The organism is Phycisphaeraceae bacterium, assembly GCA_019636735.1.
Taxonomy (GTDB): domain Bacteria; phylum Planctomycetota; class Phycisphaerae; order Phycisphaerales; family SM1A02; genus VGXK01.
Genome location: JAHBWY010000008.1, coordinates 1 through 24,627, shown reverse-complemented (window position 1 = coordinate 24,627; position 24,627 = coordinate 1). Strand labels below are relative to the sequence as shown.

General features: G+C 65.2%; 24 protein-coding genes. 10 read left to right on the top strand and 14 right to left on the bottom strand.

Annotated features, from left to right (window positions below):
* Positions 1–1,102 precede the first annotated feature (1,102 nt).
* Positions 1,103–2,236, bottom strand: coding sequence for a tryptophan--tRNA ligase (gene trpS / locus KF724_11530; protein ID MBX3356314.1), 1,134 nt, complete (start codon positions 2,234–2,236; stop codon positions 1,103–1,105).
* 190 nt (positions 2,237–2,426) lie between these two features.
* On the bottom strand, positions 2,427–3,563 hold the full coding sequence (locus KF724_11525; protein ID MBX3356313.1) for a CPBP family intramembrane metalloprotease: 1,137 nt from the start codon (positions 3,561–3,563) through the stop codon (positions 2,427–2,429).
* On the opposite strand from KF724_11525, the gene trpC reads away from it, so the two are divergent.
* From trpC to KF724_11510, 3 genes are all read left to right on the top strand, one after another.
* Positions 3,562–4,380 (top strand): indole-3-glycerol phosphate synthase TrpC, encoded by an 819-nt coding sequence (gene trpC, locus KF724_11520; protein MBX3356312.1) that lies wholly within the window; start codon positions 3,562–3,564, stop codon positions 4,378–4,380. The two genes, KF724_11525 and trpC, sit on opposite strands and share 2 nt — an antisense overlap.
* 108 nt (positions 4,381–4,488) lie before the next feature.
* Entirely contained in the window at positions 4,489–4,893 is a 405-nt protein-coding gene (gene apaG / locus KF724_11515) for a Co2+/Mg2+ efflux protein ApaG (protein ID MBX3356311.1), read from the top strand.
* A 76-nt stretch (positions 4,894–4,969) separates the two neighbouring features.
* Positions 4,970–6,061 (top strand): aspartate-semialdehyde dehydrogenase, encoded by a 1,092-nt coding sequence (locus KF724_11510; protein MBX3356310.1) that lies wholly within the window; start codon positions 4,970–4,972, stop codon positions 6,059–6,061.
* Between the two features lie 137 nt (positions 6,062–6,198).
* On the opposite strand, the gene KF724_11505 is transcribed toward KF724_11510, so the two are convergent.
* Positions 6,199–6,609, bottom strand: a complete 411-nt coding sequence (locus tag KF724_11505; GenBank protein MBX3356309.1) for a hypothetical protein — start codon at positions 6,607–6,609, stop codon at positions 6,199–6,201.
* 303 nt (positions 6,610–6,912) lie between these two features.
* On the opposite strand from KF724_11505, the gene KF724_11500 reads away from it, so the two are divergent.
* Complete coding sequence (locus KF724_11500; GenBank protein ID MBX3356308.1) at positions 6,913–8,496, top strand: hypothetical protein; 1,584 nt, start codon at positions 6,913–6,915, stop codon at positions 8,494–8,496.
* Here the strand turns inward: KF724_11500 and KF724_11495 are convergent.
* Both KF724_11495 and dps read right to left on the bottom strand, forming a co-directional pair.
* Entirely contained in the window at positions 8,478–9,668 is a 1,191-nt protein-coding gene (locus tag KF724_11495) for a beta-lactamase family protein (protein MBX3356307.1), read from the bottom strand. The genes KF724_11500 and KF724_11495 overlap by 19 nt on opposite strands.
* A gap of 136 nt (positions 9,669–9,804) precedes the next feature.
* Positions 9,805–10,296: a DNA starvation/stationary phase protection protein Dps gene (dps, locus tag KF724_11490; protein MBX3356306.1), complete on the bottom strand. Its 492-nt coding sequence runs from the start codon at positions 10,294–10,296 to the stop codon at positions 9,805–9,807.
* Between the two features lie 79 nt (positions 10,297–10,375).
* On the opposite strand from dps, the gene KF724_11485 reads away from it, so the two are divergent.
* Positions 10,376–10,813 carry an organic hydroperoxide resistance protein gene (locus tag KF724_11485; GenBank protein MBX3356305.1) on the top strand — a complete coding sequence of 146 codons (438 nt, stop codon included), beginning with the start codon at positions 10,376–10,378 and terminating at the stop codon, positions 10,811–10,813.
* Positions 10,814–10,855: 42 nt separating this feature from the next.
* Positions 10,856–11,848 (top strand): calcium/sodium antiporter, encoded by a 993-nt coding sequence (locus KF724_11480; GenBank protein MBX3356304.1) that lies wholly within the window; start codon positions 10,856–10,858, stop codon positions 11,846–11,848.
* A 209-nt stretch (positions 11,849–12,057) separates the two neighbouring features.
* Here KF724_11480 and chrA read toward each other — a convergent pair whose 3' ends face one another.
* Positions 12,058–13,332 (bottom strand): chromate efflux transporter, encoded by a 1,275-nt coding sequence (gene chrA / locus KF724_11475; protein MBX3356303.1) that lies wholly within the window; start codon positions 13,330–13,332, stop codon positions 12,058–12,060.
* Between the two features lie 8 nt (positions 13,333–13,340).
* Positions 13,341–13,727: a VOC family protein gene (locus tag KF724_11470; GenBank protein ID MBX3356302.1), complete on the bottom strand. Its 387-nt coding sequence runs from the start codon at positions 13,725–13,727 to the stop codon at positions 13,341–13,343.
* Positions 13,728–14,273: 546 nt separating this feature from the next.
* Between KF724_11470 and KF724_11465 the strand changes: the two genes are divergently transcribed.
* The 3 genes from KF724_11465 to mgtE all read left to right on the top strand — a co-directional run bounded on the left by KF724_11465 (position 14,274) and on the right by mgtE (position 17,224).
* Entirely contained in the window at positions 14,274–15,161 is an 888-nt protein-coding gene (locus KF724_11465) for a hypothetical protein (protein ID MBX3356301.1), read from the top strand.
* The gene (locus KF724_11460) at positions 15,161–15,364 is read left to right on the top strand and encodes a hypothetical protein (protein MBX3356300.1); all 204 of its coding nucleotides are present in this window, start codon (positions 15,161–15,163) and stop codon (positions 15,362–15,364) included. The genes KF724_11465 and KF724_11460 overlap by 1 nt, the downstream gene beginning before the upstream one ends.
* A gap of 480 nt (positions 15,365–15,844) precedes the next feature.
* Positions 15,845–17,224: a magnesium transporter gene (mgtE, locus tag KF724_11455; GenBank protein MBX3356299.1), complete on the top strand. Its 1,380-nt coding sequence runs from the start codon at positions 15,845–15,847 to the stop codon at positions 17,222–17,224.
* A 260-nt stretch (positions 17,225–17,484) separates the two neighbouring features.
* On the opposite strand, the gene KF724_11450 is transcribed toward mgtE, so the two are convergent.
* Entirely contained in the window at positions 17,485–18,117 is a 633-nt protein-coding gene (locus KF724_11450) for a YdeI/OmpD-associated family protein (GenBank protein ID MBX3356298.1), read from the bottom strand.
* A gap of 338 nt (positions 18,118–18,455) precedes the next feature.
* Between KF724_11450 and KF724_11445 the strand changes: the two genes are divergently transcribed.
* Positions 18,456–19,442 (top strand): hypothetical protein, encoded by a 987-nt coding sequence (locus KF724_11445; GenBank protein MBX3356297.1) that lies wholly within the window; start codon positions 18,456–18,458, stop codon positions 19,440–19,442.
* Between the two features lie 635 nt (positions 19,443–20,077).
* Here KF724_11445 and KF724_11440 read toward each other — a convergent pair.
* The 6 genes from KF724_11440 to KF724_11415 form a co-directional block, all read right to left on the bottom strand.
* Positions 20,078–21,001 carry a hypothetical protein gene (locus tag KF724_11440; GenBank protein ID MBX3356296.1) on the bottom strand — a complete coding sequence of 308 codons (924 nt, stop codon included), beginning with the start codon at positions 20,999–21,001 and terminating at the stop codon, positions 20,078–20,080.
* 126 nt (positions 21,002–21,127) lie between these two features.
* Entirely contained in the window at positions 21,128–22,300 is a 1,173-nt protein-coding gene (locus KF724_11435; GenBank protein ID MBX3356295.1) for a DUF4417 domain-containing protein, read from the bottom strand.
* Positions 22,301–22,302: 2 nt separating this feature from the next.
* A complete protein-coding gene (locus KF724_11430; protein ID MBX3356294.1) occupies positions 22,303–22,638 on the bottom strand; it encodes a hypothetical protein in 336 nt (111 codons plus the stop codon).
* Positions 22,577–23,215, bottom strand: coding sequence for a hypothetical protein (locus KF724_11425; protein ID MBX3356293.1), 639 nt, complete (start codon positions 23,213–23,215; stop codon positions 22,577–22,579). The genes KF724_11430 and KF724_11425 overlap by 62 nt, the downstream gene beginning before the upstream one ends.
* Positions 23,216–23,251: 36 nt before the next feature.
* Positions 23,252–24,058 (bottom strand): hypothetical protein, encoded by an 807-nt coding sequence (locus KF724_11420; protein ID MBX3356292.1) that lies wholly within the window; start codon positions 24,056–24,058, stop codon positions 23,252–23,254.
* An 8-nt stretch (positions 24,059–24,066) separates the two neighbouring features.
* On the bottom strand, positions 24,067–24,627 hold a 561-nt coding region (locus KF724_11415; GenBank protein ID MBX3356291.1), incomplete at its 5' end, for a hypothetical protein.

The following is a 24,627-nucleotide window of genomic DNA, read 5'->3' as shown; positions in this document are numbered from 1 at the left end:
CAGCCGTCGTGAGATGAGTGGCTTTCTCTTGAACGCGAGGCAACCGCACTCGGGGCAGATCACTCTCGCTTCCGCGTAGGACTCGTCATCGAAGAGCTGGTGACCGCATGACCGGCAACGCTGACGGCGTCGCCGCCATCGATCTCGTATGACACCTGGAAGCCGGGCCACTGCGAAGATGCCAAGCCAAGCAAGAGCCCAGGCACCACCGGTGATGGCGCCCCGGTCGATCTGAATGCCAAGCGGCAGAGCCGCAGTGCTCCAAGCGAACTCCGTCCGAACTCCGCGCTGAGCTTGCACCACGCCCCTTTGGCTCTCGGGGAAGGACAGCGGGTCGATGGCGATCCCGCGCTCCACCAACTCCCCTCGATCCTGGAGTGAGTCCCACCGCGTGTCCTCGCATGAGACAAACAACCAAGGCCAAGGCCATCCGAACTCACTCTCGACCCAAACTCGGCTTGTTGCAAAGCTCGGCGCTTCTCGCCATACCCGGCTCCACTTCGGAGGTTGGGGGATGTTCATCGCCCCCGGCGGTGGAGACCCGGTATGAAGGCTTACGATCCAAATTTGCGCGAGCCAACGCTCTTTGGCCATGACCCACCACGGCCCGACTCGTCGTGCGCCCCAAAGATCGACTTCATTGATGAATTTCCTGCCGCCGATCGACAGATGCACGACACCAGCAGCGAGCCACGCCGTGCCCACCGCGCTGGCCACGGCGAGGACGAGGAGTGCGCCGACAAAGACGATCGCCCGCCTCACAGCCACGAGCATAGGTGAGTGTTTCCTCACCGCCGAGTCGCCGAGACCGAGCCGTGAGGAGCCGTGTCATGACACTCGGCACGAGGCGCGCGCGATTGACCTCAGAGAAGCCGTCGGGCGATGCTCGAAGCCGTGCTGGAAGCCCGTGGCTGGTCGAAGCCCGTGCGGATTCGGAGGCTCCTTGGCTCGCACCACTCGCCGGCGACCGCAGAGTTCGCGGGGGCGCGGTCGCCACGCGCGGTTGCGACGCGGCGCGGTGGCCATGAGCGCGGTCGCCTCGCAGCGCAGTCGCGCGACGGCGGGCTCGCCACGGCCCTGTTCCACGCGCGCCAAACGCGCGTCAGTAACTCACACGACGGTCGAAGAAGTGCAGCCCAGCGGCCTTCCGCGCCAGCTCCAGCGTCCGCTCGGCGATCTCATTCGCCCGCGCGCAGCCGCGCTTGAGCACATCCAGCACCAGGTCGTCGTTGCCTTCGAGCTCGGCGCGGCGCTTCCGCATCGGCTCGAGCAGTGCATTCACATGCTCGGCGAGCTCCTTCTTCACATGGCCATCGCCGATGTTGTCACCCTTCGCGTAGCGCTCCTTGAGCTCCGCCACCCGCGCCGTGTCCGGAATGAAGGCGTCCACCCACTGGAAGAGCGCATTATTCACATCGCCCGGTTCCGTCGGCGACTGCCGGCCGGTGAAGATCTTCATGATCTTCTTCTCCACTTCCTTCGGTGTGTCGGAGATGAAGACCGCGTTGCCGAGGCTCTTCGACATCTTGTTGACGCCGTCGATCCCCACCAGCCGGCCGACCTTGCCGACATCCGCACGGGGGATGGGAAACACTCCGCCGTGCCGCACATGGTCATCGTCTTCGATGTCCGTCGGGACACCGCAGAAGACCTGATTGAATCGCCGCGCCACCTCGCGCGTGAGTTCAAGGTGCGGCACCTGGTCCTCGCCCACCGGCACACCGACCGGCCGGAAACTCAGGATGTCCGAGGTCTGTCCGACCGCATAGAGCGGGAATCCGAAGCTGTAGTTCTCGCCGAGGCCCTTGACCTTGATCTCGTCCTTCAGCGTGGGATTGCGCATGACGCGGTTGAAGGGCAGCAGCATGGCAAAGAGGAAGCAGAGTTCGTGGATCGCGGGGATCTCGCTCTGCACGAAGATCGTGGCTCGCTCGGGATCGATGCCCATGGCGAGGTAATCGCGCACGATCTCGAGCGTGTCGGCGCGGATCTCCCTGCTCTGATCGACGCGCGTGGTGAATGCGTGATAGTTCGCGATGATGAAGTAGCAGTCGTGCGTCGACTGAAGCTCCACGCGCCGCTTCACACTGCCGACCCAGTGACCGAGATGCAGTCGTCCCGTCGGCGTATCGCCGGTGAGGATGCGCGGTCGGCCCGCTGCGCCCGTGCCCGGCGCGGCAGTGGTGCGGGATGGGTCGCTCGATACAGCGGACTTCAAGGGCTCAGGCGTTGCCATGGGGGTGGAAGCGTACGGGGAAACGCCGCGGCGATGGTCGATCGGTCACTCCCGCCACACGCCCTGGCGCCTCCCGACACCTCACGCCGCCACGGTCACTTCCCGCGAGCCATCAACGCCCTCACATGCGTCCTTCGCACGCCCCCGCATGCACACCCGTCGTCACAGGTCGGCGCTCGTCGAACCTCGCTCACACCCCCGCCTCGGCTGGCGCAGCCCTAAGCAGCATGACCAGCACATTCACCAGGTTGAAGAGCGCATGCGCGGCGATTGGCGCGGCCAGCCGGCCACTTCGTTCATAGAGAACTCCGAAGAGAAGCCCCAGCACGAAGAGCGCGGGCAGCGCGGTCCACGCACTCTCCTGGTCGATCGCTCCATCGCCGAGGTGCATGATGGTGAAGAGCGTCGTGGTGATCAGGATGGCCCCGCGTGCACTTGCCCCGGCGCGCCGCAGAGTCTGCTGAAGCACGCCGCGATAGAGCACCTCTTCGACCACCGGTGCAATGACGACGGCACCGATCACGAGCAGCGCCGTCTCGAACGAGAAGCCGCCCTGCTCCATCTTGCGGAGCGTCTCATGCGCCACGACTGGTGCGCTTCCCGCGCCGAGGATTGACTGCAGGGTCGCGCCAGCCATCGATGCAAACTGCACCAGCGGCCAAGCCACGAACAGACCGAACACACCGCCCGCGAGGGACCACCACGCGCTACTCGGGTGACACTCGCTCCGAGTCATCCAGAGATGCCGCGTGGCCATGAGCGCCGCCACGGCGATGCACTGCGCTCCAAGCGCCGCCGCCGTGAGCCACGACGACTCCACCTCGGATCCGAGCGCCACGCGCAGCAATGCCGCGCCAAAGGCTCCCGAGAGAATGAGTACGACCGCCGCCGCCAGACCGCCCGGAACGGTGGGACGCCATGCCGGGCCGTCAAGTGGCCCCGGTCGCCAACCGCGCCATCCCACCAAGAGGGCGACCGAGGCGCTTCCCCAGAGCACCATCAACAGGAGAGCGAACCACCCGCCACCGGACTTCGGCTGCGTCGTGGCGGCCCGCTCGGCGCTGGCCGGGTTCGGGTCTTGCCGTGCAGCGCCAGCTGTCGCCACCACGGGTTCTTCTGCGCTCTCAGTGTCTGCGGCCGAAATTGGCGCGGTCGTAGACGACGCAGCGATCCGTGCCGCCGCCATGAACACGCTCGACCGCTCAATGACGGCGCCCGCCGCGGTGCCCCCCGCGACTCCCCCAACGGTTCCCGCCGTGGGAACTGCCGCAGCCGCACCCGACGACGCTATAACTTGCACCACCAGGAGCGGAAGGATCAGCGCCATGAGTCGCACCCCATCGGTGCTGGACCAGATCGTGCAACGCAAGCGCCGGGAGGTCTCCGAGGCGAAGCAGCGCGTCCCCTTGGACGAACTTCGTGACCGAATCTCCGAACTCGGTCGCCCCAGGAACTTCTTCCGCGCCGTGGTCGATGCACCGCCGCTGGATCGCACCCGCATCATCGCGGAGATCAAGCGCCAAAGTCCCTCTGGCGGCATGCTTCGCAGTGACTTCGACCCGGTGGTCATTGCCCGACAGTATCACCAAGGCGGGGCCGCCGCGATCAGTTGCCTGACCGACACCGAGGACTTCGGCGGCAGCCTCGAGTTCATCCACCTCATCCGCGATGCCGTGCCCCTGCCGGTTCTGCGGAAGGACTTCATCATCGACGCCTACCAGATCTGGGAGGCCCGAGCCCATGGCGCCGATGCGGTGCTGCTGATCGCCGAGTGCCTGAACGAGCGGGACATCATCGACTTCCAGATCCTCGCGACCGAGTTGAGCATGACCACGCTGCTTGAAGTCCACGATGTCGAGAGCCTCTATCGGGCCATCAATCATGTGGGCTTTCCGCACCCGGGGTACTCGCTGCTCGGCATCAACAATCGTGACCTGCGCACCATGAAGACCGACCTCGCGCACACCCTGCGCATGGTCGACCTGGTCGAGGATCGGCGCATCCTGGTGAGTGAGTCCGGAATCACATCGGCCGAGGATCTGCGCCGGTTGCGCGAGCACGGCGTTCGGATCGCGCTGGTCGGCGAGCACCTGATGCGCCAGCCCGATCCGGGCCAGGCGCTCCAAACGCTCCTTTCAGGCTGATCGGGGCCCGGCAGGCCGGAGTTGGTGGAACCTCTCCCACCTTCTCATGCGAACATCGAGAGTCTCCTTTGCCCGTGCACCGGCTCCGTTCTATCCTTAGCTTCGGTCATGACCACCACCACGCAGGCCACGCTCGGATCAGAGTGCATCACGGATGGAATCCGTGTCAAGGTGGTGCCCAGCTACCTCCCCACGCATTCCGATCCCGCGAATGGTCGTTTCCTGTTCGCCTACCATGTGACCATCACCAACGAGGGCACGAAGCGCGCGAAGCTTCGAAGCCGCCAGTGGGCGATCGTGGATGCCGACGGCGAGCGCCACGAAGTGCAGGGCATGGGCGTGGTGGGACACCATCCGGATCTGAAGCCGGGGGAGCGCTTCGAGTACTCGAGCTTCTGCCCCCTGAACACGAGTTGGGGCACCATGGAAGGCTCGTTCGTGATGGAGCGCGAGGATGGCTCTGCCTTTGATGCGCGAATCAAGCGCTTCTATCTGGTGGGTCCCGCGACTTGAATTGACGCGGACCCGTGTGGCGGAGTGGGCGGCAGGGAGAAACCTGCTCGCGGTCTTCTGATGATCGAGGTGACCAATGAGCTTCCGACTTCCCAGTGAACCGCGCGTCGCGATGGTGGGGGCCACGGGCGCCGTGGGGCATGAGTTCCTCCGCGTCCTTGCGCAGCGCCACTTCCCCATGGCGGAACTGACGCTCTTCGCCTCCGCGCGATCGGCTGGTGCGCGCGTGACATTCACCCGGGACGGCCGTGCGCACGAGCTGCCGGTGATGCCCCTTGAAGAGGGCTCGCTCGCAGGCTTCGATCTCGTCTTCTTCTCCGCGGGCAAGTCGGTGTCGAAGGCCTTTGCGCCCGCGGCGCTCGCCGCGGGTGCGGTCGTCGTGGACAACTCAAGCGCCTTCCGCATGGCCCCCGAGTGCCCGCTGGTGGTGCCCGAGGTGAACGGCGAGTTGCTCGACCGGATCGAGCGACCGGCGATCATTGCGAACCCGAACTGCTCCACGATCATTGCGCTCGTGGCCGTGCATCCACTGCACCAGCGCGCCAAGGTGAAGCGCATGGTGGTCAGCACCTATCAGGCCGCCTCGGGTGCGGGCGCCAGGGCGATGGCCGAACTCGAGCAACAGGCGCGGGACTTCGCCGAGGGCCGGCCGCTCCAGAGCGAGATCTTCGGACGCCAGTATCTCTTCAACTGCTTCAGTCACAACTCGACTGTCGGCGGCGACGGCTACAACGAGGAAGAGACCAAGCTCCTGCTTGAGAGCCGCAGGATCTGGAATGATCCGACGGTGGCGATCACGGCCACATGCGTGCGGGTCCCGACGCTGAGGGCGCACTGCGAGAGCATCAATCTTTCGTTCGAGACACCGCTCGGCGAGGACGAAGCGCGCGAGCTCCTCACGCGTGCGCCGGGTGTCGAGGTGATCGACGATCGCGCTGCGAACCGCTTCCCGGAGCCGCTTCTCGCATCTGGACGAGATCCGGTCCTCGTGGGGCGGATCCGCGCCGATCTCAGTCAGCCTGCTGGCGTGGGGCTCAATCTCTTCGTGGCCGGTGACCAGATTCGCAAGGGTGCCGCACTCAACGCGGTGCAGATTGCCGAGCGCCTGCTCCCGCAGTCGCGGCGATCTTCGCGGAGCGCGGAACTGGTCGGCGGCGCGGGGCGCTAGACCATCGGTGACGCTAGGCGCGGCGCCCGTCGGCGCGGGCGATGGACTGCACACGCGCTCGTCGGCGCATTCTTTCGGAACGCACGCCTGCGAGTGCGAGACGCTGGTGTCAGTTGGACGAGTGCGCTCCGAGCGCCTTACTCCGGGCAGGGTCCCCACGCGCCCAGCACAGTGGAGATGTCGGCTCCGTTCACCACACCATCGCCGGTCAGGTCCGCCGGGCAGCCGACGCAAGGCCCCCACGATCCAAGGACCAGCGCGATGTCGGCGCCATTCACGACGCCGTCGCCGGTGAGGTCCGCCGGACAAGGCGGCGCGGGCGCGGCTGTCACGCCAGCCCAATATCCACCCGTGAGCGTGTAGCCACCACCGGACATCGTGCCGACATCGGGCTGGCCGATGGTGCCCGCGAGCACAAACCCTCCACCCGACGAATCGCCACCACCGCCATCAACGGTGGCCCAGTCGACAGTGAAGTCAGCGGTGATGGCCGACGCGCCGAACAGCGCGACCAAGGCAATCGTCGCGATCTGGATCAATCGATGCATCGGAGGCCTCCTGACACGATCGTCGGCTTCATTCGGCAGCAGGCGCCGGAACAACGGCATCATGTTCGCTGTTGCTCGCCCACGAATCAAGCACCGACTTTGAGAATGCCGTTCCTGTTCACGGCCGCAGACCCGGCGGTGTTGCAGGAGCCGCCTCGGAGCGCCAGTCATCGAATCAGCCACGGCGCCTCCTCTCGCGGGCCACCTCGCGGATTCGTGTCGTTGGCGATTGACGATGCCGCAGGGCCGGCTCACACTTGACTCGTCGGGCGCAGGCGCGCTCTCAATCCCGAAGAGAATCTCATGTCACCACTCATCGTGTCGTGCCTGCTGAGCGTGCTGCTGTCTCCCGCAGCAGTCGATGACACTCCTTCGAGCGCGCCGGGCTACCTGGTCATGCTCGAGCGAAGCGCCGAAGCGGAGTTGCGCCCCGCCGCGGAGCGGCTCGCCGGGCTGCACCAGGCGCCCGTCGAACTCTTCGATCCCGGCGATCTGGACGCGCTGCAAGCGCGCCTTCGACGAGAGCCCCCCGAGCATGTCGCCTTCGTCATGCGGCCCAGCTCGATCGACATGCAGTTCTCGCAGGATCTCCTCGAACGACTGGTCGCGCTCGATGACGATCCCTTCCTCGATGTTCGGTTTGCGTTCATCACCGGTCGTGATGGTGCCGCCGCGGAGCGCTTCGTCGAGGCGATTGAAGCGGCGCGCCGCCGTCCCGCCTCCCGCAAGGCGCTGATGTTCGGCACATGGGAGGGCGCCTCGCTGCCTCCGCAATCACCGCTCTCGGCGCTCGCCATGCAGGGCTTCGATGCACGCGCCGAGTTCGTGCTCGCCTCGGACCCGGAGGAGCGACGGCTCGCCCGGACCCGCGAGACTCTCACCTCGGCGAAGGACCTTGATCTGCTCCTGCTCTTCTCTCATGGCCACCCCGATCGATTCGAGGGGTGCTTCACCGGCGCCCAGTTCCGCGAGTGGGGCGTTCGGCTTCCGGGCGCGGTGGTCGTGAACTGCGCCTGTTGGAATGGTGCGCCCGGGCGATGGTGGAGCCTTTCGCCGCGCGGATACGCCGAGCAACCGCCGACTCCAACCGGCGAGAGTGTGGCGCTCGCCATCCTCGAGAGCGGCGCCGCGGCCTACATCTCGGGGCTTGATCCCTGGCATGGGCCGCTCGCGAGTCGGATGACCATGCATCTCCTTGATGGGGGACTCTCTCTCGGCGCTGCGCAAAAGGCGATGATTGACCGGCTCGTTCTTGAGTTCGCTCCTGAGCCGCTTCGGCTGACCCCGGTGGCGGAGCGCCGACGGGTCGGTGAGGGTCGGGAGCATCGTCGAAGACAGGCAGCAGCAATGATCGTCTTTGGCGATCCGGCGTGGGCACCCTTCGCCGATGCAGCACCGCAGCGCCTGCGCGCGCTCCTCCTGCGAGACCAGGGGCCAAGCAACTCGCTCACCCGAGTTCGCTTCGTCGGACGCCCCCTGCTCCGCGGCGCGCCGGGCGAAGACTTCATGCTTGCGCAGGCCCGCTACCTCGACTACCACAGCGCTCGCAGCGACCAGGTGATGATGCAACTGCGCCTCGAAGTGGCCGGAAGCGTCGAGTGGCCCCATCCTCTTCCAGATGATGTCCAGATGCGGATCATCGAAGCCACCAGCGGACACTCGAAGATTGCGGCGCTGCCGCCCGAGTGCGTGGTCGAGCACGATCGCGGAGAGCGTCGTCTCCAGGTTCGGGTGCCCTTGGGCGTTCGAGCATTCGGAACGCCCCTGTCCATGGCGCCGATGACCGATGGCGTCAACATCGTGCTCGAACTGATTGAACCGCTCCCGCCGGTTCCGCGCGCGGTCCCTGCGGAGGACAATCTGAAGCCTCAGGGCGACGAAGGCTGACTCTTCGCTTCCGCGCCGCGCTGTGCATGCCACTCGAGCGCTGCACCCACCGCCTTGTCGCACGCCTCCGCCGACTTCGATCCGCCCTGGTTTGTGACTGCGAGCAGCGCGAAGCCGCGCTCAGGCGCGAGCCATGCGACACAGAACCACACGGTGTTCGAACCGGCGTGCATGAGGACTCGACCGCCCCACGGACGCTCCGCCGCCATCCAGCCGAGCGCGCGTCGCTCCTGCGACTCCGCGGCACCGGAGTTTGCACCCTCGCCGTGCGGTGCTGACTCGGGGATGCCATGCAGCAGATCGAAGTCGGCCGATCGAAGTGGAATCGCCGCTCCGCCATCGCCGCGAAGGTGGAGTGCGACGAACTTCCCCCAATCCTCAAGGGTCATGTAGACGCCAGTCGCCGGTGCGATGACACGCGGATTGTCGATGTTGGCAACATCCCCGTTGGGTCGGTGACCGTGTGCCTCGGGCGTCGGGCCGAAGCCCGCGCTCGAGATCCCGAGGGGCGTCAGGAGCCGCTCGATCATCAACGACTCGAAGTCACGACCTGTCGCCGCTTCGAGCATGGCGCCGGCAATCGTGTAGCCCTGATTCGAGTAGGTGAACGAGCCGCGCGGTTGCGAGGTCGCCGACTCGAGAAGCGCGCGAACGAAAGCGAGTCGGCAGTCGCGGGGAGCATCGGTGCACTGCCACGCCGCGGCCCATGCCTCGGGGGGCGGGTTCGCGGGCGCACCGCCCTCGTGGCGCAGAAGATCGATCAGCGTGATGTCGTTCCACGACGGGTCGATGGACTCAACCGACTTACCCAGCACCTCGCGCACGGTCGAGTCCCAACGAATCGCGCCGTCGCGAACCAGGACCGCCGCGAGCGTCGCACTCATCGCCTTGGCGCAGGAACCAAGGTGAACCCGATCGCTCACCAGAAGCGGCTCATCGCCGCCACGCTGGCGAAGCCCGTCAACACCGATCGCCTCGGCGCCGTTGACACCCACCACGGCAACACCAAGGCCCGGCAGGTCAGAAGCGCCCCGGACTGATGCCGCCACTGAATCGATGCGCTCCACGCTGCGCGGCGGAGGCGACGATGGTGCGCTCTCCTGTGCGGCACTCGCGCTCGATATCGCACGCGATGGTCCGGCAAGCGCCGTGACCGCCAGGGCGAAGAGCACGCCGCTCCACAGGCCATTTGGAACACAAGCGATCTGTCGTCGCCCCCCCGGGCTGCGGCGCCTGTCGACCCGACCGCACGAATCAGCTCGTTCACGAGTGTTGAGTCTGCACATGGGGAATCCCGTTGAGGCGTGGCTATCGCTGGAGATGCGCCTCGATGAACCAGAGGTGCTTGTCGAGCCGTCGGACGAGCTGCGTGAAGAGATCGGCCGTTGCCGCGTCACCCGCGTCATCGGCGGCGGCGATCGCCTGCCGCGTGCTTCGGCCGAGCGCCGCATAGCGGTCGGCGAGCGCCTTCAGGTGCGCCGAGCCGTCGACCGCATCAGGCGGGAACTCGGGGAGTCGTGATGCCTTCGCAGCCTCCCGCGCCGTGCCGCGCGCATGGCCGCCGAGCGCGGTGAGACGCTCGGCAATGTCATCGACTTCGCCTTCGAGTTCCTCGTGGAGGGTGTCGAAGAGCTCATGCAACGGCATGAAGTGCGGGCCCTTCACATTCCAGTGAGCGTGCTTCACCTGCGAGGCGAGATCGAGGCTGTCGGCAAGAATCGCCTGGAGAAGGACCACGCTGCGGGTCCTGATGGTCGCGGAGAGGTCGTTGCGGGTTTCGAAAGGAGTGGCATCGCTCATGCACGCACTGTAGCCCGGCGTGCGGGTGGCGTTGATTCCGTCGATTCACCGCCACCTTCGCCTCGGCTACGATCGGGCCATGGACACCATCAAGCCTCTTCTCACCGCCAAGGCCACCGTCGTCGGCGGCCGGAACGGACATGCCGAATCCAACGACGGCGTGATCAAGCTCGACCTCTCGGTCGCCAAGGAAATGGGCGGCCCGGGCAAGCCCGGCACCACCACGCCAGAGCATCTCTTCGCCGCGGGCTACGCCGCCTGCTTCGGCGGGGCCGTTGACTTCGTGGCGAAGCAGCACAACAAGGATGCCAGCAAGGCGAAGATCACCTGTTCAACTTCGGTCGGCCCGCGGGACAAGGGCGGCTTCGGTGTCTCGGTGAAGATGACCGTGGAGGATGGCACGCTGCCGCAGGCGGATCTTGAAGCGCTTGTCCATGAAGCGCATGAGAAGGTCTGCCCCTACTCCCACGCCACGCGCGGCAATGTGCCGGTTGAGTTCGAAGTCCGCGGGCGCTGACGGGCGCACCAGGCTCCGGCCCCGACGCTTCCACATCGCCCCATGCTCACGGCCGTTCTCCAACTCGCTGGCGGCCTTGTGCTGCTCCTCCTTGGCGGGCGCCTGCTTGTCAGTGGAGCGGTGGACGCGGCGCGTCGGCTGAATGTATCACCGCTGCTCATCGGCCTGACCCTCGTTGCATGGGGCACCTCGGCGCCAGAGATGGCGCTCAATCTGATCTCGGCGGCCAAGGGGCGCAGCGATCTGGCCGTCGGCAATGTCGTCGGTGCCAACATCTGCAACATGGCGCTCGTCATCGGGATCTGCGCGCTCATCCGACCGTTGATCGTCGAGGAGCGGCTTGTTCGAATCGAGGTCTGGCTTAACGCGGTGGCACTGGCCGCGCTCAGCGCGCTCGCACTCATCTTCGAAGTCGACCGGTGGAGCGCGGCGATCCTGCTCGGCGGATTCGTTGTCTACAGCGCGTGGACCATCTACGGCGCCCAGCGCGAGGCCCGCAGCGGGACGGCCGCGAAGAATACGGTCACACTCCCGGGCTCCGAGGATCTGGCCACCCATGAGCGCCCGCCGATGTCGTGGGCGCTCATCATCCTCTCGTTCGTGGTGGGCCTTGCGCTCCTGACGGGAGGCGGATCGCTGGCGAGTGACGGCGCAACCGCGATCGCGTTGGCGCTAGGCATTCCCGCGGCGATCGTCGGCGTCACGATCGTTTCGATCGGCACCACGCTGCCGGAACTGGTTACGAGCATCGTCGCGCAGCGGCGTGGCGCAACCGACCTCGCGATGGGCAATGTGATCGGCTCCTGTCTCTTCAACACGGGCGCCGTCTTCGGGCTCGTCGGTGTGATCGAGCCGCCAGTCGCCGATGGTTCGCTGCACATCTCGCTCATCTACATGGTCATGCTCGGCATCGCGCTCATTCCCATCAGCCGAATGGGTAGCAGAACCATCTCGCGTATCGAGGGCGGCGGCCTGCTTCTCTCCTACCTGGCGTTCCTGTCAATCGCCGCGGTGCAGTCGATTCGAGGCGGTTGAACGCGCGCGGGCCGATGCGCGTTGAGTGATTGTGCGCGGAGTCGATGCGATCCCCACGGCGCTCCGGTGCCGAAGCGCCGGCGGTCAGCAGGACGCGGCGGTGCTTGCTTGACCACTTGCGATATCCATGCGCGCGGCGGTGCTTGCTTGACCACCTGCGATATCGATGGGCGCGGCGGTGCTCGCTCGACCATCTGCGACATCGGGGGTCACGCACCAAGCCGCGCAGCAAGAACCCATTGCCCTGCCACGGCCGCGAGTGCCACCACGGCCCACGGAGGTACTCGCGCGAACTGGAGCAGGGCAAACGCTCCAACGGTGACCACGACATCGCCCGCGCCTCGAATGCTGTCGGTGATCATGGGCGCATAGAGCGCCGCGGCCAGGATGCCGACGACCGCGGCGTTCGCCCCTCGCAGCGCTGACTGTGCCCACACCCTGGCGCGAAGCTGATGCCAGAAGGGCAGCGCACCGCCGATCAGGAGCCACGCTGGAAGGAAGATCGCCACGAGCGCCAACGCACCACCGACCCAGCGAGGCCAACTCGTTTCGATCATGGCACCGAGATAGCCCGCGAAGGTGAAGAGCGGCCCGGGAACCGCCTGCGCCGCGCCGTAGCCCGCAAGAAAGGCGTCATCGCCGACCCAGCCATTGGGGACCACTTCGGCGCGGAGGAGCGGCAGCACCACATGACCTCCGCCGAAGACCAGGGAGCCCGAGCGATAGAACGCATCGAAGATGGAGACTTCGCGCGATGCGGTTGATGCGGCAAGAAGCGGTGCCCCGACGAGCAACAACCCAAAGAGTAGAAGCGCTGCGATCGCCGCTCGATGGCCGCCGATCGCCTCGTGGGTGTCCGTCGCCGGTGGATGAACGACCCGGCGGAAGATGCACCACCCGGCGAGCGCGCCTGCGGCGATCACGGCGACCTGCATCCATGCGCCGGGCGCAAGGAGGAGCGCCGCGGCCGCTGCAATGGCAAGCGCCCTGCGTGGAAAATCGGGACACAGCTTCAGCCACATGCTCCAAAGTGCATGCGCGACCACCGCCACCGCGGCCAGCTTGAGTCCATGCACCCAGCCCGCTCCCTCGACGGTTGTCATGGACGAGACGCCATAGGCGAAGGCGACCATCAGAATGGCGCTTGGAAGCATGAAGCAGAGCGACGCGGCCATCGCGCCCGCGAAGCCCGCTCGCATCTGACCGAGGGCAAAGACCGCCTGACTGCTGGCCGGCCCCGGCAGGAACTGGCAGAGCGCAATGAGATCGGCGAAGGCCTGTTCGGAAATCCAGCGGCGCTTCCGCACGAACTCCGCGTGGAAGTAGCCGAGGTGCGCCACCGGACCTCCGAAGCTGATGCACCCGAGTCTTAGAAACGCGCCGATCACCTCGGCGAGCGTGCCCTTCGACGGTGTGGGCTCCTTGTGCGGTGCCGACGCGTCTGCCGGCGGCAGTGCCTTGTCGTGTTCGCGCGTCGGTGCCACACACGGCCTCACGCGCCGGGTCGCGGCACATGTTGATCAACGAGAATGGGGTTCCCGTCGGGATCAACGATCACGAAGCTGGCAGGGCCAGTCGACGATGGATCGGCGCCATTGACGGGCTCGATGCCCGACTCGCGCACCCGTCGCTCGATGTCGCGCACATCCTCGAAGTTCGGAAGTTCCTGGCAATGGCGATCCCAGCCCGGATTGAAGGTGAGGATGTTGCGTTCGAACATGCCGTGGAAGAGGCCGATCGTCGCCGTGTCGTTCTGCAGAATGAGCCACCCCTGCGAAGCGTCGCCACCAACCTCGCGAAAGCCGAGCTTCTTGTAGAACGCGCGAGAGAGCGCGAGGTCCTTGACGGCGAGGCTCACCGAGAAATTGCCGAGCTGCATGGGAGTGGGTCCTGAGAATGTGGCGAGTTGGTCCGGTCGATCCAGAAGGCGGTGTAGATGACGCCATCGCTGCCAAGGCGATCTTCGGTGGCAATGCAGCCGGCTTCGTTGGCCAATCGCCTGACCCACTCATTCCGCTCGGGCTGGGTCAGTGAGGCGAAGAGACGCACTTCGTCGGGCGTCCACGCTCTCCTCCTCGCAAGCAAAAAGAGATCGCGAAATCCAAGGCAGCAGGAGGCGTCGTCGGTGCTCGTTCGCGCGGGGCCTGACGAGCTGGCGTCGGTGTTCATTGGTGCGTGGCGTGGAGTGCGGGCTTGAATGGCGGGCTGGATGTGCTGACTTCCGTCTCGGCCGCTTGGAGCGGCCCCGAGCGGGGACGAACCAGCACGGCTGGGGGCCCGATGGAATCTACCAGAGCGCTGTTTCGCTCCAGTTGCGTCGCAGAATTTCGGGAGCTTGAGTCAAGCCAACGCAACCTGCACGGTTCAATTCCGCCGCAGGCGTCCGAGTGTCGGGTGCCACGCTTCACACTTCCGGAGGTGAATCATGCAGCAGGTCAGTCCATCGAGGTTCGTCCTTGTCCATGCCCTGATTGCTGGTCTTCTTTCGCTCGCATTCCCGTCGTTTTCCCGGGGGAGTCCGATGCCCGCGCCCGCCCCGTCAGCGTCGCCCGTGGCGACTCCCTCAGAGTGGTGGCACGGCGACTCGACGGTGGACCCGTCGTTCCCGACCTCAACCGTCACCTCGCACGAGGCCGCTGCGCCGCAGCCTGCTTCGGACGAGGTGACCTTGGTTCTCTGGAGCGGCCCGGTGCCGGAGCGCTGGCAGCCTGCGGGGGCGAGTCTCTCGCTCGCGTCGATCCACCCGGGTGAGCGCGGTGACTTGCGGATCTCGAGCACCCTGCAGGTGGCTGCGGTGGCCATCATCAACCCCGAGCGGGCCGGCTTCAGATTCGGCTATGGCCTGCAGTCCGAGGTCTCGATCGATCTCAGTTCAGACGCGCCGCAGGTCCACAAGTCAACCGAGTTCATGCTGGTTGATGAGACGCCGTCGGCATCGGCCGCGATCGCCGCCGCCGACGCGCTTCTTCTGAAGATGGCTGTCGATGCGGCCTCGCTCCGCACGGCGTGGACGCAGAGCGCCTTCTCGACCTGCTTCAAGACCTGCGTCGCTCTTGCCCATGGGCCCGCCTTCACCGCGCTTCTGATCTGCATCGGAGCTGCCACATTCGCCGAGGCGGCCGTGGTCGCGGCGTGCGCGCTCGCGTGCCTGTTGACCGGTCCCGGCTGGGTGCCCTGTGTCGCTGCGTGCCTGGCGACCGTTGCCACGGCGACTGGAATCGCGCTTGCGACGGTGCTGGGCGCGTGCTTCGCGGCCTATGTCGCTCGAATGAATCTGGCGCTGGCTCTCTGCGCCATCGGGTGCATCTGGTGATGGTTCCGTCCGCATGGAATCTCGTGATGGCGGGGGTCCTCGTCCTTGGCCCAGGAACAAGTCTGTTCCTGGGCCACAGGATGGGCCGCCTTCAAGGACCCGACAAGCGTGCCAGGGTCGGCAGCGCACTCTTCATCATGGCGGTGGGTGTGATGCTTCTCGTGCTTGATCTGCTCTGCCGCGCGATGGGGTGGACCATCTGACGGGACCGATCGGCCTTCCCAACCCCGCAAGCCGCTGGGGCGGGTTCGGGCACATAGCCCAGCTGGCGCATCGGTCTTGGGCCACCGCGAACTGAGAGGCCAGACGGCCGGATTCGAGCCGCGCTCGCCCGCCGCACGGCGGCACTTCGAACATGGTCGGGGCAATCATGCACCGGTGGTGCTCTGTCACGCCGGCGTTCGGGCTTGTGAGCCCGATGTCCGGGATCCGGTGAGCCGGCATGCCGTGGAACCCGGGTGAGCCGATGGGCGGACGATCAAGAGCCCTTGATCTGCCCCTCGGCGGGGCATTGAGTGTTGGTTGACAGTCTGATTCCCCAATGGCCAAAAAGTTCGATCGTCAGTGAAGCTCCGGCCATCACACAGACCATGAGCGACAGGAATCGACCCGAACTGGTCTGACTCCGAGTTCGGCCGCAAGGTATGCCCTTCGTCCGACCGGCGCGTCGGAAGGAGGCAGGCATGCGGAACCCTCTTCTCACTCCTGAAATTCGCGAGATGCTGCAGGCCAACGACCTCTCCGCGTTGGCGGCGGTGGCGCGCGACACGCATCCGCGCACCGTAGCGGACTGCGTCGGCGACCTGGACCCGGCGGAGCGCTGGCGGGTGCTAGCGGCCCTGCCGATTGACGCCCGCGCGGCGGTGGTCGCAGAGATGGAGCCGCCCGTACAGGATGAACTGGTCGACCAGGCCGACCGACGCGATGTCGCCGCCATCCTGGAGCGCATGCCGCCCGACGATCGCGCCGATCTGATCGGTCGTTTGAGCGAGTATGCACGCGAAGAGCTGCTGCCCCTGCTCAACAAGGCGGCCCGCGAAGATGTGCGAAGGCTTCTCGCCCAGACGCCGGGCACTGTGGGCGCGATCATGAGCACGGATTTCGCTGCGCTTCGCCCGGACATGACGGTGGCGGATGCCCTGGCGGAACTTCGCGTGCAGGCCCCGCGCAAGGAGACCATCTACTACGCCTATGTGACCGATGGCGCTGGGCGGCTCATCGGCTTCGTCTCACTCAAGGACCTGATTCTTGCTCCGCCCGCAGCGCGCATCAGCGAAGTGATGCACGAGGATGTGCTCCGCGTCACCGCGAGCGACTCCGAGGAAAGGGCCGCCCAGATCGTTGAGGAGTACAACCTGCTGGCGCTCCCCGTCGTGGACTCCGACGGCAGAATCGTCGGGATCGTGACGCACGACGATGTGGCCGACGCCGTCCGCCGCGAGGTCACGGAGGACTTCGCCCGAATTGGCGCAGTCGCGCCGCCAAAGGGCGACGAGTCGTACATGACCACGCCCGCCTGGAGGCACTTCAACCGGCGCGTCTATTGGGTCGTGGGACTGGCGGCCGCAGGACTGATCTCGGGAATGGTCATCCACGGGTTTGAGGACGCGCTCACAACGCTGGTGATCCTGGCGTTCTACATGCCGATGGTCGCAGACACCGGGGGCAATGTCGGCAGTCAAGCTGCAACAGTGGTCGTGCGGGCCCTGGCGGTCGGCGAGGTGACGGCTCGCGACTGGTGGCGGGTGGTTCTCAAGGAAGCCGCGATCGGGCTGATGCTCTGCACGCTGCTGGGCGCTCTGGCGTTCGGCAAGGTTCTCTTCCTCTCCGGGGGCACCGAACTCCCCGCCGGGTACACGCTGATGCAGCTTGCCTGGGTCATCTCCGTGGCGCTCTCGATCCAAACCGTGATCTCGACGATCGTCGGAGCGGGGCTGCCGATGTTGGCCAAGGCCCTCCGGTTGGACCCAGCGGTCGTTTCCACACCGGCGCTGACCACTGTGGTGGATATCACCGGCCTGCTGATTTACTTCACCACCGCCAAGTTGCTGCTGCACCTCTGACTCCGAGCGCGACAAAGAAGTCAGGAGAGACGCCCATGACACGACGGCTCGCGATCCCTCGATACTGATGCTCTGAGTGCGAACGACTCAGCAAGTCGTGTGCCACAACCCGGACAGCCGTGAAATCGGGGTGACAGTACGCAAATAGAACTTTTCGTGCAGGGAATCCGCTCCTGGGGGCCAGAATCGCCGATTTTTCTGCCGTGAAACCGTGAAGGCGTTCCACCGGGATAACCCGACGGGTGCACATTGGCGGACGACTATGTCCTTTGGTACTTCCAATTCCGCGACTTACCTTCCGTTATCCACTCCACTGCGGTGGCGATGCGGGACCGGCGCGTCTCCACGCGCTTGGCGCCGGTGATCCACTCGATGTACTCACGCTTGTGACTGGGTGAGAACGCCTCGAAGTTCGCGGTGGCCTGCTTCGACTTCTTCAGCGCGGCATTGAAGTCCTTCGGCAGAGGCGGGGGCGTGGGCCTGGGATTGTGCGGCGGCAACCGGACGCCCTCGTCATTGAGTTTCCTGGCCTCTTTGATGATCCTCAGCAGCACCGCATCTGAGGGGAGGTCCTTGACATCCGTGATGCGCGCAGCGGCCGGGTCCTTTACCTTGACTCCCCAGCTCAGTTTGTCGCCGAACTTCGCGGCGCTGGAGTTCCTGTTCTTGAAGATCAGCTCGGACTTCCAGAATCCGCATGCGCAGTGCTTCTTGAACGCCGCCATGCCGCAGAACGGGCCCTTGTACTCGAAGGCCGGCGCGCCCCACTTGATGGTCTCGACGACGTCGGGACAGCCCTGATGCACCATCGCCCGCAGCTTCACCAGAATGGGTTTGGCGAAGTCGTTCGCTTGTTCGATATACGCATCGACGCGCGGATCTTTGGTCGCCATATCCGGTAGCCTACCGCCTTAACGCACAGGGACACAGACACCGGCGCTTGCCGAAGCCATAACTCCTCTGAATCGGGGTGAGTGGACTCCAGTTGAACTTTTCCTGCGTTCCTGCGCTGAAATTGAGGTTCTTGAACTTGAGCGGCTGATGTCGATGGTCGAGTGATCCAATCGGCCCGCCCACCCGGGGGCGCTGAAGCCGCCTCCGGGGGCTTCAGATCGCCGCCCGGCGGGTACATTGCGCCACTTAGCAGGCAGCCACGCGCGGCTCGAGTTCGCCGCAACGCAGGTGCGCCGTTCGCACGACTCGCGACTCGATAGGAGATTCCTCCATGCGCTTGCTCACTTCGCTCGTCACAGCACTCGCATTTCTCGCAACCCTCGGAATCGTCGACGCGCTCTCGACTGCGATGGCCTCGGACGCGGCCCCCACGCAGGCCTCGAGTTCGCCTTCGACGCAGACGGCCCAAGCCGACGGCTTGCGCGCGTTGGACGGCGAGTGGATCTACTTGGAGGACCGCACGGAGGGCCGCACCCTCGAGCAGTTGGGGCCACCCATGAGCAACGCGTTCACGCTGAGCGTCGAGGAGGGCGCGGTCATCCTGGTGTGGGGCCATGGCGGTCAGCGCCGCGATGTGCGCGTCGCGCTCGACGGTTCGGTCACTGAGATCGCGGAGTCCGAAAGGAGCGCTCGCTACCGCGGCTCATGGAAGGACGGCACGTTCGAATATCAGATCGAGTTCGTGCGCGGGCCGGACAAGGCGCCCGACGGGCTTATCCGGCGGGATTTCCGCATGACGACCGACGGACTGCTCGTTCGCTCTGCGTACGAGTCGACCGGGTCGTTCGAATCAACTCTGCCGTTTGAATCGGTTGGGCTCTACCGCCACGCGCAGGACATCCCGCTGCCCACGCCGGCCAAGGCGACGATTGGCGACTTGTTCTGGCTGGCCGGCGCTTGGGTTGGAACGCGGGGCGAGGGGGGCGCGATATCGATCGAGGAGCGATGGACTCCGCCGCTGGGAGGCGCGATGCTCGCCGTGTCGCGCACGGTCAAGGGCGGCAAGATGGGCGCGTTCGAGTATCTGCGCATCATCGAGCACGACGGCGGGCTGGTCTACATCGCGCAGCCCGGCGGGGCGAAGCCGACCGAATTCGTGCTTACGGAACTGGGCGGCACGCGCGCCGTGTTCGACAACCCGCGCCACGACTACCCGAAGCGCATCGTGTACGAACTTTCTGCCGAGGGTTCCCTGACCGCCACGATCGGCTTCACCAAGGGCGGCACCCCGCGGCGCTTCGAGTTCAAGCGCGAGGGCAACTAGAAGTGCCGGTTTGTATGTCCTATCCCCGGAGCCATTGCAGACAATGTCACGCGTCGGCACGCCAAACGCGAAGCGAGTGACAGGATTTGAACTCCTGAGTCCGCGATTCCGCGCCAATCTCAATGGTTGAACGCGCGATGTTCGAAACATGTGCGATCGTTTTGAACCGATCCCAATCGGACGGGTGCAATGAAAACCCACTCGATGCGTGCATCAAGTGGATCTTCCTTGTCCTGAAAGTCGGGGCGACAGGATTTGCCATCGCCGGGGCGCAAGCCCCGCGATCCAGATCCTGCGGAGGGGCCGATGGGATCGCGAGCGAAGGCGCTCCGCCTTCAGCGAGCGGGCCCGAGGCCCATCCGCGCAGACGAGACGCTGCGCAGCGGAGCCTGCGAGTTTCGCCGCTGAGGTTCGATTGCAGCGTCTCGGCTGCGGAGACCCGATGACGAAACGAAGAAACGGAAGGCCTTGTGGCCTTCCGTTTCGAGTGAGGAGTCGGGGCGACAGTACGCCAGTTGAACTCTTCGTGGAGGGAATTCGGGCCTGGGAGCCCGGAATCAAGGGTCTGCTCGGCCGTGAAACCGTGAAACGCGGATAGCGACCCCCCCGATTGCTCAGGGACGCCTGAGCAGGGGTCATGGCGATTGCCGTCTATCGGCTGCCTCGGAAGACCTTCCATCTGAAGGTCCGCGAGCATCACGACTCTTGAGTACCGGCCAATCAACCGCCTTAGCATAAGCCAGACGATTAGCTCGGCGGTCCTTGATGACTTGGAGTCGCTCCTGCCTTTCGGCCTTGTAGTCGAAGTACGCGTCAATTTCCGCGACAAGCGGGTGACCGTGAAAGACCCAGTCTTCTCGGTCGCTAAGCCCGCCGGCTTCCCATATATCGCCCGCGAAGGAACTGCCGATTGCCTCAAACAAAAGGACGAGGACGAGGGAGTAGCCCTCGAACACTTCGTCATTTGACTGGCGTAGCTCGGCCGCCGTCTCGAACCCAGGACTGACGCCTTTGGCGGCCAGTTCCAATCGCTCCTCGATCTGGCGGACAGATGGGTGGACGTATTCACACGCACGGGAATAGGCGGCCAACAGTTTCTTGACCACCCGCTCAGCGTCGGGAGCTGTGAGGTTGTGGAACGACAGCTCCTTGACGGGCGTGATGGAGGCAGGATCCAACTTCCGGTCGAAGAAGACAAGGCGATGCTCAAGCGGGGATGTGGGCATTTTCTGATCGACAAAGAGGGCCTTGATGGCCAGTTCGATCATGTAGCGCAACTCGCGCCGAGCGGAGTTCCGAGCCCCTTCATGGACCGCCATTCGGACCAGGACGGCCGATTGCATGAGGTCGTCAATGCTGCGCATGAACAGTGACTTGTCGACCCAATCGCCCGCTCTGGTCGTGGCAAACCAGCACAAGCGAAGCGTCGCAATGAAGTCGAACATGAGACGATCCAGTCGGGCCAGCTCCGCTCGGTATTCCGGAGCTTCGACGACCGCCTTGTGCGTCTCCTGGCTGGCCTCGGTCTGCTTGCGCAGCTCGGCGAACAGGGATTCCATGCTTGTTGGTAGCTCGTCGGGCAAGGCCTTTCTCCTCCGCGGCCGCGGACCCAACCCTGCTCGTGGGGGGTAGAGGGTGAGGTTTGGAGCGGGAGAGGGGCCGCGTCTCCCGCTTCATCAACCAGGTCAGTTGTTAAACGCCGGGGCTGCTTTCGCAAACGAGTAGGCGGCGGCGGGACTCTGTACTTGGGAACGGGCGGACTGCCGAACCGATCGGCCGCATACGCGGACGTTGTGCAGAAGAAGCTCGTCAATCGGCTGACCTGCGGGGGTCGGATTCGCACTCCAAACCAGTCGGCCTCCGACACGGCGGGCACTCTGGCGCATCTTTGCCTTCATGTTGGCGGACGTATCTACGACGATCACCCGGGCAAAGGCTTCGGACAGCTCTGGAATGTGCTGGAACCCGCCTCGCAGCAACAGGCTCAACGGGCGTTGAACCGAGCGTGCCAGCTCAGCGAGCTGGGCCGCGTGCCATGCACGACGCGGAGCCGAGCGTCCCATCGTCCCCATCTCGTACGACACTGCATAGATTGACGGCGATGCGTTCAGGTAGGCGATCCAGCGAGCGAAATCGTGCGGCGTTCGTCCGTTGACATGCACGGCGGTCGGCAGGCCGGCCGCCGCAAACTCCTCGAAGCATGACGCGATTCGAGCCATGCTCACAAGATTGTCGTGGCGCACCGTGTCGGCGTGCATTGAGAAGTTCGGGGTTGCGATCAGGGCGGGCCGCAGCAGCCGAAGGATCTCAGCGGTCTTCTTCGCCCGGAACACATGCCAGAACCGTTCGACATCGCGATCCTTGCCGGTGGCGGTGATCACGATTCGGGCGTCCGGACTGATCTTGAACCTCGCGAGGAGGTCCTGTCGGGAATCGAAGCGAGGAAGGCCGGACTTGCTGTCGATCATCGCGTAGAGGGAGAGCGCGACGACGGAGAGCGGCAGCGGGCCCGCCAAATCTCCCGCGTCCAAGATGCAGGGAACATGCTCGGGTAGCGCCAGCATGGGCGTAACACGCCCCTTGTATGGGCGCAATTCCAGTCCGCCGGCCTCGTTGACGAGCGTGCTGTAGCGTCGTTGCTTGGGACAAACATACCGGCGACAGTTCGCAGGTTGGCCACAGCACAAGTCCATGCAACTGAACGCGGGAGCGGTGATGCTCAAACCGCCGCAGTGCCGGAGCTCCGGGCAGGTTGAACAGCCGAGCTTGATCTCCTCGCCGGGCTGATGCCAAAGCGACGGGTCGGCAAGCCTCTTCCCGCGCACAGTCAGCGGCGTTGCGATTTGCGGTTGGTTCATGGCTACTCCAGCTGCACTTCCGCCTTGCCAGTGAGGGTGAACATCCTGCTCACCTGTCCGAACGCGCTTGGGCATGGTCCCTGCATCATGTCGATGACGCTTGATGGAGGGTTTTCCACGTGGCCCACCACCGTCACGCCCTGCACCACGAGCAAACGGCGGTTCGCATCGAGCGCGAGGCGGCACTCGTCGCCGACACTGAACGCGTGGCCTTCTCGTGGCGTCGCGACAAGCGCAAGAGAGAGCTTCGGCACGCCGGTAAAGAGTGTGGGTTCGTCAAGCAGGTCCAGGCATCTCCGCTGCTTGCGCTCGAAGCTGTCCGTCGCCTTGGCGATCATTTCGGTACCCATAGCGGAGATTCTCCAAGAGAGGCCGATAGTGCCGTGACCGGCCACGGCGTTCGGACACAAGAATGCCCTTCGATTCCAATGCGGCGAGTCGGTTATTCGCGGCGGACAGGCCGACGCCGGGAATTGCCCGTGACACGAATGTGGCGTCGAACTCAAGCTGGCCTTCAACAGCCTGCAAGGTGTCATGGAGCGCGGGATCGAGCCGACCCAGTACGATCGGAGCGGTCAGAACCCGGTCCGGGCTGATGTCGGCGGCGATCAGGACGCCGCCGGTTGCCTCCAAGGCGACTTCCAGCTCCTCCCGGACAATCTCCGACAGGCCGGTCGCCACGAAACGAAGGTCTGGCCGCACCGCAACCGCGTACTTGAGCAACGCCAGGATGCCTTCGCGTAGCCAACTCACGGTTGCGATCCGCACGCCGGAAAAGTCGATGCCGTGCAGCCCGGCCTGAGCGGCGTCAACACGCTGCCTTCCCGCTTGAAGCCAGACGGCACCGTCGGCGGCGCCGGCGAGGTCGGCTGACCGGGCGAGTTCTGAGACCGGGATGGTTCCGCAGACCTTCATGTGAACGAATGAAGAATAGCGACCGCGGGGAGCCTGTCAAGCCCCGATGCTGGCGGTTGGGGAGATTTCCACTGAGACCACTACCCCTTGATGGTGCGGCCTCTGCGAGCAACGGCCTTGATCCGGGCGGGGGCCGGCCCCCACTATCTCCAACACGGCATGTCCCGATCGAAGGCGAACGGTGCCGTGTGCGGCTTTGAGGGGCAGAAACACTGCCCGGTAGCCATAGCCGTACCCCACGCCGCGGCCGTGCCTTGAGACCCCGGGCGTCACCGCCAGCGGGAGCGCCTCCAGGTCGTCCCGTAGCGATCGGAACTCGGATGCCCTTCGCAAGCTGGCCAGCATGCCGATACCCGAGTCGGCGACGACGTACTCGAACGAAGATGCCGTCCTGGCGAAGGCCGCGACCCCGGGGGTCGGGGCTTCGCTGTGCTGGATCACGTTGTCGGCAAGCTCGTGGATCGCACCGATGAGCCCGGCCGCAACGGAGTCTGCGAACCCGACCGCGCGGGCGATCAGTTCGGCGCGCTTGAGGAACGCAGTCCACGCGGTGTCGCGTCCCAGCTCCACCGGAATCCCGATCACGTCGGCGGCCACTGCTTGAAGGCTGTGATTCACCGCGGGCGCGGTATTGCCGTCAAGAACGCGGGCGATTTGATGCGCGATGCGTGACTGGGTGTGATCCGACAGTCGCGGCAGGTGGCTGCCGCCATTGCGCCGGTAGAACTCGTACTCCACAATCGGTCCCACTCGATCGCCCAGTATCGCGCCCAGCTCCGCCGTCGCATTCGCGATGGCGGACACCGGTGCAACCGCGAGCTCGTCGAGGAAGTGTGCGGGCATTTGACGGGTTAAACCTCATCCGCCGAAACCACAACGGCAAATGGCACGCCGAGAGTCTCGAAGTGCTTCTGTCCGCAGCGAACCTTGTCCGCCTCGGACGTGCGGAGCTTCAGGAAGTCCTTTGTGCCCTTCGTCTCACGGGCGAGGTACAACGCGGCGCCGTCCTGCTTGACGATGGCCCAGTCCGGATTGTACTTGCCGACGGGGGTGTCGATCTCGAACCAGTTCGGGAGCTTGACGAAGAGCTTGATGTCCTCGCGCTGATCGAGCTTGCGGGCGAACTCGCGCTCGACCTCGGAGTCGTACACGACGTATTCGTAGACCGAATGGGTCACCTGGAGCGCCGTCAGGTAGTTGATGAGTTCCTCGTTCTTGAAAAGCATCATCTCCCACTCAGCGTCGGCCCCGCTGCCCGGAAGCTTCTCGTACTTGATGCCGTCCACAAGCAGCCGATGCAGCTCGTGCTTGATGATCGCGGCCACGGCGTCCATGAACCGCTGCGGGTCCACGAAGAACTCTTCCAGCCGCCCTGATTCCTTGAGAATCCGCACGAGCGTCGAACGGGTCAG

Excerpts from the sequence above, each read along its gene's own strand:
- trpS (MBX3356314.1), bottom strand. The coding sequence starts at position 2,236 with ATGGCAACGCCTGAGCCCTTGAAGTCCGCTGTATCGAGCGACCCATCC.
- trpC (MBX3356312.1), top strand. The coding sequence starts at position 3,562 with ATGAGTCGCACCCCATCGGTGCTGGACCAGATCGTGCAACGCAAGCGC.
- KF724_11525 (MBX3356313.1), bottom strand. The coding sequence starts at position 3,563 with ATGGCGCTGATCCTTCCGCTCCTGGTGGTGCAAGTTATAGCGTCGTCG.
- apaG (MBX3356311.1), top strand. The coding sequence starts at position 4,489 with ATGACCACCACCACGCAGGCCACGCTCGGATCAGAGTGCATCACGGAT.
- KF724_11510 (MBX3356310.1), top strand. The coding sequence starts at position 4,970 with ATGAGCTTCCGACTTCCCAGTGAACCGCGCGTCGCGATGGTGGGGGCC.
- KF724_11505 (MBX3356309.1), bottom strand. The coding sequence starts at position 6,609 with ATGCATCGATTGATCCAGATCGCGACGATTGCCTTGGTCGCGCTGTTC.
- KF724_11500 (MBX3356308.1), top strand. The coding sequence starts at position 6,913 with ATGTCACCACTCATCGTGTCGTGCCTGCTGAGCGTGCTGCTGTCTCCC.
- dps (MBX3356306.1), bottom strand. The coding sequence starts at position 10,296 with ATGAGCGATGCCACTCCTTTCGAAACCCGCAACGACCTCTCCGCGACC.
- KF724_11485 (MBX3356305.1), top strand. The coding sequence starts at position 10,376 with ATGGACACCATCAAGCCTCTTCTCACCGCCAAGGCCACCGTCGTCGGC.
- KF724_11480 (MBX3356304.1), top strand. The coding sequence starts at position 10,856 with ATGCTCACGGCCGTTCTCCAACTCGCTGGCGGCCTTGTGCTGCTCCTC.
- KF724_11470 (MBX3356302.1), bottom strand. The coding sequence starts at position 13,727 with ATGCAGCTCGGCAATTTCTCGGTGAGCCTCGCCGTCAAGGACCTCGCG.
- KF724_11465 (MBX3356301.1), top strand. The coding sequence starts at position 14,274 with ATGCAGCAGGTCAGTCCATCGAGGTTCGTCCTTGTCCATGCCCTGATT.
- KF724_11460 (MBX3356300.1), top strand. The coding sequence starts at position 15,161 with ATGGTTCCGTCCGCATGGAATCTCGTGATGGCGGGGGTCCTCGTCCTT.
- mgtE (MBX3356299.1), top strand. The coding sequence starts at position 15,845 with ATGCGGAACCCTCTTCTCACTCCTGAAATTCGCGAGATGCTGCAGGCC.
- KF724_11450 (MBX3356298.1), bottom strand. The coding sequence starts at position 18,117 with ATGGCGACCAAAGATCCGCGCGTCGATGCGTATATCGAACAAGCGAAC.
- KF724_11440 (MBX3356296.1), bottom strand. The coding sequence starts at position 21,001 with ATGGAATCCCTGTTCGCCGAGCTGCGCAAGCAGACCGAGGCCAGCCAG.
- KF724_11435 (MBX3356295.1), bottom strand. The coding sequence starts at position 22,300 with ATGAACCAACCGCAAATCGCAACGCCGCTGACTGTGCGCGGGAAGAGG.
- KF724_11430 (MBX3356294.1), bottom strand. The coding sequence starts at position 22,638 with ATGATCGCCAAGGCGACGGACAGCTTCGAGCGCAAGCAGCGGAGATGC.
- KF724_11425 (MBX3356293.1), bottom strand. The coding sequence starts at position 23,215 with ATGAAGGTCTGCGGAACCATCCCGGTCTCAGAACTCGCCCGGTCAGCC.
- KF724_11420 (MBX3356292.1), bottom strand. The coding sequence starts at position 24,058 with ATGCCCGCACACTTCCTCGACGAGCTCGCGGTTGCACCGGTGTCCGCC.